Origin of the sequence: Streptomyces poonensis (genome assembly GCF_014650915.1) — a bacterium.
GTDB lineage: Bacteria > Actinomycetota > Actinomycetes > Streptomycetales > Streptomycetaceae > Streptomyces > Streptomyces poonensis.
In genome coordinates, this window is sequence record NZ_BMVW01000017.1 from 129,369 (window position 1) to 142,648 (window position 13,280).

At 72.3% G+C, this 13,280-nt stretch carries 9 protein-coding genes and 1 riboswitch; of the genes, 1 reads left to right on the plus strand and 8 read right to left on the minus strand.

What is annotated here, in order from left to right; all coding sequences use genetic code 11:
• Nucleotide 1 precedes the first annotated feature (1 nt).
• From cobO to IE242_RS31135, 8 genes are all read right to left on the minus strand, one after another.
• Nucleotides 2–601 (minus strand): cob(I)yrinic acid a,c-diamide adenosyltransferase, encoded by a 600-nt coding sequence (cobO, locus tag IE242_RS31100; protein ID WP_189865249.1) that lies wholly within the window; start codon nucleotides 599–601, stop codon nucleotides 2–4.
• Nucleotides 601–2,628, minus strand: a complete 2,028-nt coding sequence (locus IE242_RS31105) for a putative cobaltochelatase (RefSeq protein WP_189865251.1) — start codon at nucleotides 2,626–2,628, stop codon at nucleotides 601–603. The genes cobO and IE242_RS31105 overlap by 1 nt, the downstream gene beginning before the upstream one ends.
• Nucleotides 2,629–2,797: 169 nt before the next feature.
• On the minus strand, nucleotides 2,798–6,451 hold the full coding sequence (gene cobN, locus IE242_RS31110; protein ID WP_189865253.1) for a cobaltochelatase subunit CobN: 3,654 nt from the start codon (nucleotides 6,449–6,451) through the stop codon (nucleotides 2,798–2,800).
• Nucleotides 6,448–7,956: a cobyric acid synthase gene (locus IE242_RS31115; protein ID WP_189865255.1), complete on the minus strand. Its 1,509-nt coding sequence runs from the start codon at nucleotides 7,954–7,956 to the stop codon at nucleotides 6,448–6,450. The genes cobN and IE242_RS31115 overlap by 4 nt, the downstream gene beginning before the upstream one ends.
• Nucleotides 7,953–8,945, minus strand: a complete 993-nt coding sequence (locus tag IE242_RS31120; RefSeq protein ID WP_189865257.1) for a cobalamin biosynthesis protein — start codon at nucleotides 8,943–8,945, stop codon at nucleotides 7,953–7,955. The genes IE242_RS31115 and IE242_RS31120 overlap by 4 nt, the downstream gene beginning before the upstream one ends.
• A gap of 101 nt (nucleotides 8,946–9,046) precedes the next feature.
• Nucleotides 9,047–9,185, minus strand: a riboswitch (cobalamin riboswitch).
• Nucleotides 9,186–9,446: 261 nt separating this feature from the next.
• Nucleotides 9,447–9,668: a hypothetical protein gene (locus tag IE242_RS31125; RefSeq protein ID WP_189865259.1), complete on the minus strand. Its 222-nt coding sequence runs from the start codon at nucleotides 9,666–9,668 to the stop codon at nucleotides 9,447–9,449.
• Between the two features lie 33 nt (nucleotides 9,669–9,701).
• On the minus strand, nucleotides 9,702–10,979 hold the full coding sequence (locus IE242_RS31130; RefSeq protein ID WP_189865261.1) for an inorganic phosphate transporter: 1,278 nt from the start codon (nucleotides 10,977–10,979) through the stop codon (nucleotides 9,702–9,704).
• A gap of 325 nt (nucleotides 10,980–11,304) precedes the next feature.
• Nucleotides 11,305–12,051: a lysozyme gene (locus tag IE242_RS31135; protein WP_189865263.1), complete on the minus strand. Its 747-nt coding sequence runs from the start codon at nucleotides 12,049–12,051 to the stop codon at nucleotides 11,305–11,307.
• Between the two features lie 197 nt (nucleotides 12,052–12,248).
• Between IE242_RS31135 and IE242_RS31140 the strand changes: the two genes are divergently transcribed.
• A complete protein-coding gene (locus IE242_RS31140; protein ID WP_189865265.1) occupies nucleotides 12,249–12,995 on the plus strand; it encodes a class II aldolase/adducin family protein in 747 nt (248 codons plus the stop codon).
• The last annotated feature ends 285 nt before the right edge of the window (nucleotides 12,996–13,280 follow it).

The following is a 13,280-nucleotide window of genomic DNA, read 5'->3' on the forward strand; positions in this document are numbered from 1 at the left end:
GTCACCACTCGATGCCCCGCTGGCCCTTCTGGCCCACGTCCATCGGGTGCTTGACCTTCGACATGTCGGTGACGAGGTCGGCGAAGTCCACGAGCTTCTCCGGCGCGTTCCGCCCGGTGATCACGACGTGCTGGGTCCCCGGCCGATTGCGCAGGACCTCGACGACCTCGTCCGTGTCGACCCAGCCCCAGTGCATCGGGTACGCGAACTCGTCGAGCACGTACAGCCGGTACGTCTCGTCCGCCAGGTCCCGCTTGACCTGCTCCCAGCCCTCGCGGGCCTTCTCCTCGTTGTCCATCTGGGCGTCCCGCTGGACCCAGGACCAGCCCTCGCCCATCTTGTGCCAGGCGACGGACCCGCCCTCGCCGGAGTCCCCGAGCACCCGCAGCGCCCGCTCCTCGCCGACCTTCCACTTCGCCGACTTGACGAACTGGAACACCCCGATCGGCCACCCCTGGTTCCAGGCGCGCAGCGCCAGCCCGAAGGCGGCGGTCGACTTGCCCTTGCCGACGCCCGTGTGCACGACGACGAGCGGACGGTTGCGGCGCTGACGGGTCGTCAGACCGTCGTCCGGTACGACACTCGGCTGCCCCTGCGGCATTACGCGGCCCTCCTGTTGCTGCCCTGAACATCCCTGACCAGCCCGGCGATCGAGTCCGCCCGCAGCTCGTCCAGCGTCACGGCCGTACCGCCCAGCTCACCCGCGAGCTGCCCCGCGAGCCCCAGCCGCACCGGCCCCGCCTCGCAGTCCACGACCACGGACGCGACACCCTCGGCGGCGAACAGCCGCGCCGCACGCCCCGCCAGCGCGACGGGCTCCGGGCCACCGGTGGCCCGCCCGTCCGTCACGACCACGACCAGCGGCCGGCGCGCCGCGTCCCGCAGCCGCTCGACCCGCAGCACGTCGTGCGCCTTGAGCAGCCCGGCGGCGAGCGGCGTCCGCCCACCGGTGGGCAGCGACTCCAGCCGGGCCGCCGCCGCGTCCACGGACGAGGTCGGCGGCAGCGCCACATCGGCGGCCGACCCCCGGAACGTCACCAGCCCCACCTTGTCCCGCCGCTGGTACGCGTCCAGCAGCAGCGACAGCACGGCACCCTTCACGGCACTCATCCGCTGCCGGGCCGCCATCGATCCGGAGGCGTCCACGACGAACAGCACGAGATTGCCCTCGCGCCCTTCGCGCGCGGCCTGCCGCAGATCGTCCCTCCGGACGACGAGTCCCGGGCCCGACCGGCCCCGCGCCCGCTGGTGCGGCGCCGCGGCCTGCACGGTCGCCGCCAGGTGCAGCTTGGTGAGCGTGCCCCGGGGCCGCCGGGCCCCGGTGGTCCGCCCGTGCTCGGTCCGCGCGCGCGAGCGCCGCCCGGCGGCACCCTCACCGATGCCGGGCACGCTCAGCACCTTCGTACGGAACGGCTCGGCGGCCCGTACGGCGGACTGCTCGCCCGCGCCGGCACCGGATGGCCGGGTCTCGCCGCCGTCGGCGGCCTCGGGCTGGGCGGGGGCGTCGCCCGCCTGGGGACCGTCTTCCTGGGGACCGCCGTCCTGAGGCGGCTGCCCGCCGCCTCCGTCGGGACCGCCAGGACCGTCCGGGTCGTCGTCGCCGTCGTTCCCGTCCTGCCCGCCGAACTGCTCCAGCGTCTCGTCGAGCTTGTCCTCGTCGAGGCCGGGCGCGTCAAAGGGGTTCCGGCGCCTGCGGTGCGGCAGCGCCAGCAGCGCGGCCTGCCGGACGTCCTCGGCGAGCACGTCCGTCCGGCCCGCCCACGCGGCCAGCGCCGTCGCCGTCCGCGCCATCACGATGTCGGCGCGCATGCCGTCGACCTCGAACGCGGCACAGGTCGCCGCTATCTGCCGCAGCGCCCCGTCGCCGAGCCGTACGGAGGGCAGCAGCTCCCGCGCCGCCACGATCCGGGCCCGTACGGCGGCCTCCTCGTCGGCCCACCGCCCCGCGAAACCGTCCGGGTCGTCGTCGTACGCCAGCCGCCGCCGTACGACCTCGACCCGCTGGTCGGGTTCGCGCGACGCGGCGACCTCCACGGTCAGCCCGAACCGGTCGAGGAGTTGCGGCCGCAGCTCGCCCTCCTCGGGGTTCATGGTCCCGACGAGCAGGAAGCGGGCGGCGTGCCGTACGGAGACACCCTCGCGCTCCACGTAGGAGGCGCCCATGGCGGCGGCGTCGAGCAGCAGGTCGACGAGGTGATCGTGCAGCAGGTTCACTTCGTCGACGTAGAGGATGCCGCGGTGCGCGTCGGCCAGCAGGCCCGGCTCGAAGGCCTTGACCCCCTCCGCGAGCGCCCGCTCGATGTCGAGCGCGCCCACCAGGCGGTCCTCGGAGGCGCCGACGGGGAGTTCGACCATGCGCGACGGACGCGAGGTGCCGTTGCCGGCCTCGTGCGGCCCGTCCGGACACTGGGGGTCGGGAGAGGCCGGGTCGCAGGAGAAACGGCAGCCGGGGACGACGTCTACCTCCGGCAGCAGGGCGGAGAGAGCGCGTACGGCCGTGGACTTGGCGGTGCCTTTCTCCCCCCGGACCAGGACTCCGCCGACCGCAGGGCTGACGGCGTTAAGGAGCAGGGCGAGGCGAAGGTCGTCCTGTCCTACGACAGCAGTGAAAGGAAACGGCGTGCTCACGCGGTGATCACTCCTTCGGGTGACGCAAGGGAGAGCGGCTCGCGGTCAGGCCGAAGGCCGGTCAAGGTGATGTTCTGGTCCCCGCCGATGCGGGGATGGTCCGACGCGGACGCTCGGCGACGAGATGCACCGTGTGTCGTCCCCGCCGACGCGGGGGTTCGGGAGAAGGTCATTCGCTCCCCTCCAGATCTCCCTCAAGCTCGAGGTAGGTCGCCCGGAGCCGGTCCAAGGTCTCCTGGTCCGGCTCCGCCCACAGCCCTCGGTCCGCCGCTTCCAGCAACCGTTCCGTGATGCCCCGCAGAGCCCAGGGATTGGACTTCCGCATGAACTCCTGGTTCTCCGGCGAGAACACGTACTCGGCCGACAACTTCTCGTACATCCAGTCGTCCACGACCCCGGCCGTCGCGTCGTACCCGAACAGGTAGTCCACGGTGGCCGCCATCTCGAACGCGCCCTTGTACCCGTGCCTCCTCATGGCGCTCATCCAGCGCGGATTGACTACACGAGCCCGGAAGACGCGGTGAGTCTCCTCACCCAACGTCCGTGTCCGAATTTGATCGGGTACGGCGGAGTCACCCACGTACGCCTCGGGGCTCTCGCCCGTCAGGTGGCGCACCATGGCGACCATGCCGCCGTGGTACTGGAAGTAGTCGTCCGCGTCGACGAGGTCGTGCTCGCGGGTGTCCACGTTCTTCGCGGCCACGGCGATCCGCTTGAACGCCGTCTCCATGTCCCCGCGCGCGGCCCGCCCGTCGAGCCCGCGCCCGTACGCGTAGCCGCCCCAGACGGCGTACACCTCGGCGAGGTCGGCGTCGCTCCGCCAGTTCCGCGCGTCGATCAGCGGCAGCAAACCCGCCCCGTACGCCCCCGGCTTCGAGCCGAAGATCCGGGCCGTCGCGCGCCGCCGGTCGCCGTGCTCGGCGGTGTCCTCGTCGGCGTGGGCGCGGACGTAGTTCTGGTCGGCCGACTCGTCGAGCTCCGCCACCGCCCGCACCGCGTCGTCGATCAGCCCGACCACGTGCGGGAACGCGTCCCGGAAGAACCCGGAGATACGGACCGTGACGTCGATGCGCGGCCGGCCCAGCTCCTCGGCCGGCACGATCTCGAAGCCGGTCACCCGGCGCGACGCGTCGTCCCACACCGGACGGCACCCCAGCAGCGCCAGGATCTCGGCGATGTCGTCGCCCTGGGTGCGCATGGCCGACGTACCCCAGACCGTCAGGCCCACGGACTTCGGGTACTCACCGGTGTCCTGCAGATACCGCTGCACCAGCGAGTCCGCGAGCGACTGGCCGACCTCCCAGCTCAGCCGGGACGGGATGGCCTTGGGGTCGACGGAGTAGAAGTTGCGGCCGGTCGGGAGGACGTTGACCAGGCCGCGCGTCGGCGAGCCGGACGGACCGGCCGGGACATAACCGCCGTCCAGCGCGCGCAGGATGTGACCGATCTCGTCCGTGGTGCGGGCGAGGCGCGGCACGACCTCGTCGCACGCGAACTTCAGCACCGCCACCGCGTCCGGCAGTTCGGTACCGCCGAGCACCTCACGCACCAGCGCGGGCGCGGCAGAACCGTCCCACCCACGCTCCTCCATGCCCTCCGCGACCCGTCGGCAGAGCTGCTCCAGCAGGTCGATGGCGTCGGCGGCCGTACGGGACGGGCCGTCCACCAGGTCCGTCAGCTCCACCGGCACCTTCACCGGCGCGCCCGGCTCGGCGAGCAGCTCCTTCTCCACCAGCCCGAAGTGCTCGGCCAGCGAAGCCCTGAGCCCCGGCAGCGCGTTGGCCTGCCCGCCCCACACCTGGGAGGCGCGCAGCACGGCGAGCACGAGGTTGACGCGCGGCTCGCCGACCGGGCCGCCGCCCAGGATGTGCAGGCCGTCGCGGATCTGCACGTCCTTGATCTCGCACAGGTAGCCGTCGATGTGCATGACGAACTCGTCGAAGTCGTCGTCGTCCGGCTGGTCGTCGACGTGCAGGTCGTGGTGGAGTTCCGCCGCCTTGACCAGGGTCCAGATCTGCGCGCGGACCGCCGGGGCCTTCGTCGGGTCGAGGTCCGACACCAGCGCGTACTCGTCGAGGAGCTGCTCCAGCTTGGCCAGGTCGCCGTAGGTGTCCGCGCGGGCCATCGGCGGCACGAGGTGGTCGACGACCGTGGCGTGGCCGCGGCGCTTGGCCTGGGTGCCCTCGCCGGGATCGTTGACGATGAAGGGATAGATCAGAGGCAGATCACCCAGGACCGCGTCGGGCGCGCACCCGCGCGACAGCCCGAGACCCTTGCCCGGCAGCCACTCCATCGTGCCGTGCTTGCCCATGTGCACGATCGCGTCGGCACCGAACGAGTTCTCCAGCCACCGGTACGCCGCCATGTAGTGGTGCGACGGCGGCATGTCCGGGTCGTGATAGATCGCGATCGGGTTCTCGCCGAAGCCGCGCGGCGGCTGGATCATGACGACGACGTTCCCGAACTGCAGCGACGCCAGCACGATGTCGTCGCCGTCCACGTAGAGGCTGCCGGGCGGCTCGCCCCACGCCTCCAGCATGGCGTCGCGCAGTTCGCTGTCGAGCTTGTCGAACCAAGCCTGATAGTCGGCGAGCGGCACGCGCGCGGGAGCCGCGGCGAGCTGCTCCTCGGTGAGCCATTCGACGTCGTGGCCGCCGGCCTCGATGAGGCGGTGGATCAGCTCGTCGCCGTTGTCCGGGTGGCCCTCCACGACGTATCCGGCGTCCCGGAGGGCATCGAGCACCCGTACCGCCGAAGCCGGCGTGTCCAGGCCGACCGCGTTCCCGACCCGCGAGTGCTTGGTCGGGTACGCGGTGAAGACGAGCGCGATCTTCTTCTCGGCGTTCTCCTTGTGCTTCAGCTGCGCGTGCCGTACGGCGATCCCGGCCACCCGCCCGGCCCGCTCGGGATCGGCGACGTACACGGGGACGTCGTCCGGGCCCTGCTCCTTGAAGGAGAACGGGACGGTGATCAGCCGGCCGTCGAACTCCGGGATCGCGACCTGCATCGCCGCGTCCATGGGGGAGAGGGCCGCGTCCGACGCGTCCCACGCCTCGCGGGAGGACGTGAGGCACAGCCCCTGCAGCACCGGGATGTTCAGGTCGGCGAGCGCCCCGATGTCCCAGGACTCCTCGTCACCGCCCGCCGACGCCTGCGAGGCGTGCGTGCCGCCGGCCGCGAGCACGGTGGCGACCAGCGCGTCGGCCCGCCCGAGGATCTCGTACAGGCCCTCGTCCGCGCCGCGCAGCGAACCGCAGTAGACCGGGAGCGCGTCGGCGCCCCGCGCCTCGATCGCGTCGCACAGGGTGTCCACGAAGGCGGTGTTGCCGCTCAGTTCGTGGGCCCGGTAGAAGAGCACGCCGACGGTCGGGCGGCCTTCCCGTAGTTCACGGGAGCCGTGGACGCCGTACTCCGGCATCTTCCGCGGCTCCTCGAAGCCCTCGCCCGTCAGCAGCACGGTGTCGGACAGGAAGCGCGCCAGCTCGGTGAGGTTCTCCGGGCCGCCCTCGACGAGGTACCGCAGCGCCTCTGCCACCACGCCCGCCGGCACCGACGACTCGGCCATCAGCTCGGCGTCGGGCACGGATTCGCCGCCGAGCAGCACGGTCGGGACGCCCGACGCCTTCAGCGCCGCGAGCCCGTCCTCCCAGGCGCGCTTGCCGCCGAGGAGGCGTACGACGGCGATGTCCGCGCCGTCGAGGAGTCCCGGCAGCTCCTCCGCGACGTTTACGCGGGTCGGGTTGCCGATCCGGTAGGAGGCGCCGGAGGCACGGGCCGCCAGCAGATCCGTGTCGGCGGTCGACAACAACAGCACAGTGCTCATGCGGGCGCTCCCGGTGCGATGAAGGGCAGTCCTGTGGGCGCGCCGGACTCGATGAGCCGCCACAGCGCGTCCGTGTCCGCGTGGTGTTCGATGAGGTCGCCGAGCCGGTCGAGCTGCTCCTCGCGCAGCGCGGCGAACGAGGTGTCGGGGGCGGGTACGAAGCGGCGGCCCGCGGCGGCCGCCACCTCGCGCAGGAAGGCCCGCCGGAAGCCGTCCGACTCCAGCGAACCGTGCCAGTGGGTGCCCCAGGTCTGGCCGACCCGACAGCCGTCCAGGAAGGTCTCCCCGCCCTGGACGTCGGCGACGCCGTGATGGATCTCGTATCCCTCGACGTCCTCGCCGAGAGCCCGGCCCACCGGCCGGGTCAGGGTCTTCTCGCGCGCGAACCGCACCCGCACCGGCAGCACCCCGATCCCGTCGACGTGCCCCGCACGCGACTCGACCTCGTCCTCGATGTGTTCGCCGAGGAGCTGGAAGCCGCCGCAGATGCCGAGGACGGGGCGCCCTTCGGCGGCGCGGCGCGCGAGGGCGTCCGCGAGCCCGCGCTCGCGCAGCCACTCCAGGGCGCGCACGGTACCGCGCGTTCCAGGGATCACCACCAGGTCCGCGTCGGCCAGCTCCTCCGGCCGGTCCACGAAGCGCACGACGACACCGGGTTCGGCGGCGAGGGCGTCCACGTCGGTGAAGTTGGACATCAGCGGGACCGCGCACACGGCCACGCGCAGCACGTCCTCGCCCACGGGCGGGGCCACGGCCGACTCCCGTACGGTCCCGCGCAGCGATACGCGCAGCCCGTCCTCCTCGTCGATGCCGAGGCCGTGCCGGAAGGGGAGGACACCGTACGTGTGCCGGCCGGTGAGCCCGTGCAGCATGTCGAGCCCCGGTTCCAGCAGCGAGACGTCGCCGCGGAACTTGTTGACGAGGAACCCGGCGACGAGTTCCTGGTCCTCGCGCGAGAGCAGCGCCACCGTTCCGAAGAAGGAGGCGAAGACGCCGCCGCGGTCGATGTCGCCGACGACGAGGACGGGCAGGCGGGCGCCCCGCGCGATGCCCATGTTGACGATGTCGGTCCGCCGGAGATTGATCTCGGCGGGCGAACCGGCCCCCTCACAGATCACCGCGTCATACGTGCCCCGCAGCTCGGCGAGGCACTCCAGCACGGTCCCGAGGAGCCGCTGCTGCCGCCCGCCGTGGTACCCACGCGCGCTCATCTCGCCCACCGGCTTGCCCAGCAGCACGACCTGGCTGCTCTGCTCGCCGCCGGGCTTGAGCAGTACGGGGTTCATGAGCGCGGTCGGTTCCACGCGGCACGCCTGGGCCTGCATGGCCTGCGCCCGCCCGATCTCGGCGCCCTCGCGCGTCACGAACGAATTGAGGGACATGTTCTGCGCCTTGAACGGCGCCACCTTCACGCCCTGCCGGACCAGCCACCGGCAGATCCCGGCGGTGACGACGCTCTTGCCGGCGTCGGAGGTGGTCCCGGCGACGAGCAGTCCACCACTCATGACGTACGCCCCTTCCTGGAGGCCTTCCCGGATGCCTTTCCGAAGGCCCCGCGGCCGACCCCGCGGCCGAGCAGCCGCACGCCGGCGCACACGCCGAGCGCGAGCCAGCTCACCCGCCGGGACAGCCGTACGGCCCGCTCGATGTCGTCGGCCACGACGGCGCGCCCGTCGCCGTTCAGCACGGGCCGGTGCTCCACCCGCCCCCCGTACGACAGGGTCCCGCCCAGCCGGACGCCCAGCGCCCCCGCGAACGAGGCTTCGACGGGTCCGGCGTTGGGGCTGGGGTGCTTGCGTGCGTCCGCGCGCCAGGCGCGCGCGGCCGGGCGCGGGGCGCCGCCGGCGAGGACGGCGAGCACGGCGGTCAGCCGCGCTCCCGGCCATCCGGCGAGGTCGTCGAGGCGCGCGGACGCCCACCCGTAGCGCAGGTACCGGGGCGACCTGTGCCCCACCATGGCATCGAGCGTGTTGACGGCCCGGAAGCCGACGAGCCCCGGCACGCCGCCCGCGGCGCCCCACACGAGCGCTCCCACGACGGCGTCGGAGGTGTTCTCGGCGACGGACTCGACGACGGCCCGGGCGATCCCGTCGGCGTCGAGGGCGTGCGGGTCCCGTCCGCACAGGTGCGGCAGCCGCGCGCGGGCGGCCTCGACGTCACCGGCCTGGAGGGCCCGTCCGATGGTCCGTGCCTCACGGGCGAGGGACGTGCCACCGACGACGGCCCATGTGGCGGCCGAGGTCAGGGCGACGGAGGCGACGGGGGAGGTGCGGACGGCACGTGCGGCGACGGCGGCCAGGGTCGCGGCCCCGCCGGCGCACACGGCGGTGTGCAGCGCGCCCCACCCACGGTGGTCCCGCCACAGCCCTCGTTCCACGGCAGCCGCGGCCCGCCCGAACACGGCGACCGGATGCCCGCGGCGGGGATCGCCGAGGAGCAGGTCACCGAGGAGGCCGGCGGCGGCGCCGTACGCGAAAACGCGTTCGGCCCGCATCGGCTCAGCCGACCGCAGGAACGGGCGGGGTGTCGCTGGTAGACCTCGAACGGCAGCCGAGCATGGCGGTATGTCCTCACTCAGGGTGTCCACGCCCTGGTTCGACGAGACCGGCGGTGAGAGTTCCTGGCTCCCGGGGTGTGCACCCCGGTGACAGTGGCGGGACCGCGCCGGATTCTCACCGGCTTCCTCTCCTGCCGCCGTATATGGCTCCGGCAGTCCACCACGTGCTCCGAATTCCAGTCAACTTGCTGTTGACCTGCACGGGGGGAGTGTGCTGAGGCCCACAGCGCGGGACCGGGACGGGCTCGGCCCAGGCCGTCGGACAGGGCCTCGTCGTCGGACCTGCCGAGGCGGGCGTGCCCCTGCCCGGACCTGCCGGAGCGGGCGTGCCCCTCCCCGGACGAACAACAGGGCGCGCCCTGCCCCGACGCCCCGTGGAGGGGGTACCGGACAGGGCGCGAGGTGTGGAGCCGGGGTGGGGCCGGGCTCAGGCGACGGTCAGGCGACGATGAGGTAGATCCCGTACGCCACCGCCGCCACGCAGGCCGCGAAGCAGGCGTACGCCCCGGCCGTCGCGAGGGCGGCCGAGCCGCCGGACGCCGTCGCCGTCTCCCGCTTGGAGAGGCCGATGACGCCGAGGACGAAGAGGCCGACGAGGACCACGGTGACCACGAGGCTGACTCCGAAGACGGAGCCGAGGGCTGCCCAGTCGATGTGCATGGCGGGTTACTTCCTTGAACTCGGGCCTGGCGCTCAGACCACGGCCGACGAGGACGTCGAGCCGGCGGGGGCGGCCGGGGCGGACGAGGAGTCGGGCTGGGCCGGGATGGTGACCGCCAGGTCGTCGGTGAGGGTGCCGGCCGGCGGCGGCGTGACGGCGGCCACGGCCTGGGTCACCACACCGGCGGGCTCGGTGGCCCCGGCGGGCTCGTCCGTGTCGTTGACGTTGGTGTGGTCGACCACCTCGCGGCGGGAGACGACCCAGATCGCGGCGCTCGAGGCGACCAGGAAGACCGCGACGAGGGCGGTGCCCCAGGTGCCGAAGGCGGTGACCCACTCGGCGAGCGCGGCGACCAGGGCCGCGGCCGGCAGGGTGAGGCCCCAGGCCACGAACATCCGGGTGGCGGTGGACCAGCGGACCACGCCGCCCTTGCGGCCGAGGCCCGCGCCCATCACGGCACCCGAGACCGAGTGCGTCGTGGACAGGGAGAAGCCGAGGTGGGAGGAGGCCAGGATGACCGTCGCCGCGCTGGTCTGGGCGGCGAAGCCCTGCTGCGGCTGGAGGTCGGTCAGGCCCTTGCCCATCGTGCGGATGATGCGCCAGCCGCCCAGGTAGGTGCCGGCCGCGATGGCCAGACCGGCGGAGAGGATGACCCACACCGGCGGGTCGGAGTCCGGGGCGAGCGAGCCGCCGGCGACCAGGGCCAGGGTGATGATGCCCATCGTCTTCTGGGCGTCGTTCGTGCCGTGGGCCAGCGAGACGAGGCCCGCCGAGGCGATCTGGCCGGCGCGGTAGCCCTTGGAGGAGGCCTTCTCGGTCGTGTGCTCGCCCAGCTTGTAGGTGAGCCGCGTGGCGAGCATGGCGGCGACACCCGCGACGACCGGGGCCGCGACGGCGGGGATCAGCACCTTGGTGACGAGGACGTCGCCGTGCACCGCGCCCATACCGGCCGAGGCGACGGTGGCGCCGATCAGACCGCCCATGAGGGCGTGCGAGGAGCTGGACGGCAGTCCGACGAGCCAGGTGAGCAGGTTCCAGAGGATGGCGCCGACGAGCGCCGCGAATATCACCTCTGGCTGTATACCGCTCTCGTCGACGAGGCCTTTGGAGATCGTGTTGGCGACCTCGATGGACAGGAACGCGCCGACAAGGTTGAGAACGGCGGACATGGCCACCGCGGCCTTGGGCTTCATCGCACCGGTCGAGATGGTGGTGGCCATCGCGTTGGCGGTGTCGTGGAAACCGTTCGTGAAATCGAACGCAAGCGCGGTGATCACCACGATCGCGAGGATCAGCGAGAAGCTTTCCATTTACCCGGGCTTCTGTTGGACGTCAGTGGCACGGCGAACGTAAGCAACCTGGGTGAACGGAAGATGAACTGAGTCAGGCTGAGGGATGTATCAAATCGGGGTGTCGCTGTTCCGTTTGTGCCGAGAGTGACGACCGGTATCCGGATCGGAGGCGGAGGCGCTTCGAACGGAGGCGGAATGCTGCCCTCCGTATCGGCTCTGTGACGCCCTGCGAGGAACCGCTCCCGATCGGTCCCGCCTCGCGCCTCCACCCCTCGCCCCGCGTGTGACGCACACCACCCTCTCCGCCACCCGGGCGCCGGCCGCTTTCGGCCCGCTCCTCCCGCTACCCCCTCGCGAAGCGCTTCAGCTGGGCCATGGATCCGTTGAAGATGTTCTGGTCACCGGGCAGCCGGCCGCTGTTGTCGTGCTGCCAGATCGTCCAGTACTTCCAGCCGCCCGGCAGCTTCCCCGCGCTCGCCGTGTCGTAGCGGGCCACCCACAGCGCGTGATTCGCGGCGAACGCCTTGCTGCCGCCCGTGCACTTGTTCCACCAGTTCGTGTTCGTGTAGATCACCGGACGGCGACCGGTCAGCCGCTTCATCTCGTTGCTGAAGGACTTGATCCAGCCGACCATCCGGGCCTTGCTCATGCCGTAGCACTTCTTCTTCCTGCTGTACGGGTTGTACTCGATGTCGAGCGCCGGCGGCAGCGTCCAGCCGTCGGCGCTCCAGCCCCCGCCGTTGCGCACGAAGAAGGCGGCCTGGCGGGCGCCGGAGGACTTGTTCGGCACGGCGTAGTGGTACGCGCCGCGGAGCAGCCCCGCCTTGCGGGAGCCGGTGTACTGCTGGGTGAAGTACGGGTTGCGGTAGGTGTGGGACTCGGTCGCCTTGACGTAGACGAACCGGGCGCCCCGCGCCTTGGCCTTGGACCAGTTCACGTTCTTCTGGTGCGAGGAGACGTCGTGTCCCCTCGGCTTGCCCGCGGCCGAGACCGGAATCTCGGCGAGCAGGGTCCCTCCGAGGGCGAGCGCGGTGAGGGACGAGGCGATGAGTCGGGAACGGTGACGGGACGGCTGGCGATCACGGGCCATGTTTCCCCCCGGAAATGGCGGCGTGTACGACAAATCGTCCAGAGATTACTGGAAGATCGTTGAATCTCGGTCGATCATCGGCCAATCCACACAAGAGGGTGACGTATACGCATATCGGGTCTGTCGGACTCCGCTGTTCCGCTCTACACTCCCCGCTTCCGCCACCCCGCACGCCCCCTGCCTGGCAGGATCGCGGCATGGCTGAGCAGCGAAGGGGCGCGAGCGGCCCGTGGGAGACGAGTGCGGACGGACGGGGCGCGCGGAGGGCGCGGGAGCGGGGCGTTCCGGAGGGTGTGGCGCAGGCGTGGGACGCACTCGTGGCCACCGCGCGCCGGACGGTGGCCGACGGTCTGGTGGTCGGTACGTCGGGCAACGTCTCCGTACGTGTGGGCGAGACGGTACTGGTCACACCCACCGGAGTGCCGTACGAGCGGCTGACCCCCGATGACGTGGTGGGGGTGGACCTCGACGGGCGCCAGGTCCTCGGCTCCCTCCGGCCGACGAGCGAGCTGCCCATGCACCTCGCGGTGTACGGCACGACCGGCGCCCGCGCCGTCGTCCATACGCACGCCGTCCACGCGACGGCCGTCTCCACGCTCGTACGGGAACTCCCGCTGATCCACTACATGGCCGCCGCGCTCGGCGGACCCGTAAGGGTTGCCCCGTATGCGGCATATGGCACGCACGAGTTGGCCGAGAACATGCTCCGGGCCCTGGAGGGCCGCACCGCCTGCCTCCTGCAGAACCACGGCACGGTCGCCCACGGGTCCTCCCTCTCCGAGGCGTACGACCGCACCGCCCAGCTGGAGTGGATGTGCCGGGTCTGGCTCACGGCGTCCTCCGTCCCCGGCCTGACGCCCTCGCTGCTGAGCCCTGAACAGGTGGCGGAGGTGGGGGAGCGGCTGCGGGGCTACGGGCAGCCGCAGCAACGGGCGACTCAGTGACCGGCGGCCGGTGATCGGTGACGGCGACCGGTGGTCGGTGACCGGTGGTCGGTGACCGATGGTCGGCGGAGCGGCCGACGACGGGTGGAGTGACCGGGGGCCTGTGGGGGTAACCGGAGATCGACCCGGAGGATGCCGATGCACGGCGGGACCGGGCGGGACCCGGCGGGACCCGGCGGTCTCCGCCGCCCGTCACCCGCCACCCGCGGCCCGCGATCCGCGGCCCGCGATCCGCGGCCCGCGATCCGCGTCCCCCGGCACCGGTCCGTCGGCCCGTTCTCCCAC

Bases quoted from the DNA above. Each gene is read 5' to 3' on its own strand.
- IE242_RS31130 (WP_189865261.1), bottom strand. From the start codon at position 10,979: ATGGAAAGCTTCTCGCTGATCCTCGCGATCGTGGTGATCACCGCGCTT.
- IE242_RS31135 (WP_189865263.1), bottom strand. From the start codon at position 12,051: ATGGCCCGTGATCGCCAGCCGTCCCGTCACCGTTCCCGACTCATCGCC.
- IE242_RS31115 (WP_189865255.1), bottom strand. From the start codon at position 7,956: ATGAGTGGTGGACTGCTCGTCGCCGGGACCACCTCCGACGCCGGCAAG.
- cobN (WP_189865253.1), bottom strand. From the start codon at position 6,451: ATGAGCACTGTGCTGTTGTTGTCGACCGCCGACACGGATCTGCTGGCG.
- IE242_RS31120 (WP_189865257.1), bottom strand. From the start codon at position 8,945: ATGCGGGCCGAACGCGTTTTCGCGTACGGCGCCGCCGCCGGCCTCCTC.
- IE242_RS31125 (WP_189865259.1), bottom strand. From the start codon at position 9,668: ATGCACATCGACTGGGCAGCCCTCGGCTCCGTCTTCGGAGTCAGCCTC.
- IE242_RS31140 (WP_189865265.1), top strand. From the start codon at position 12,249: ATGGCTGAGCAGCGAAGGGGCGCGAGCGGCCCGTGGGAGACGAGTGCG.
- cobO (WP_189865249.1), bottom strand. From the start codon at position 601: ATGCCGCAGGGGCAGCCGAGTGTCGTACCGGACGACGGTCTGACGACC.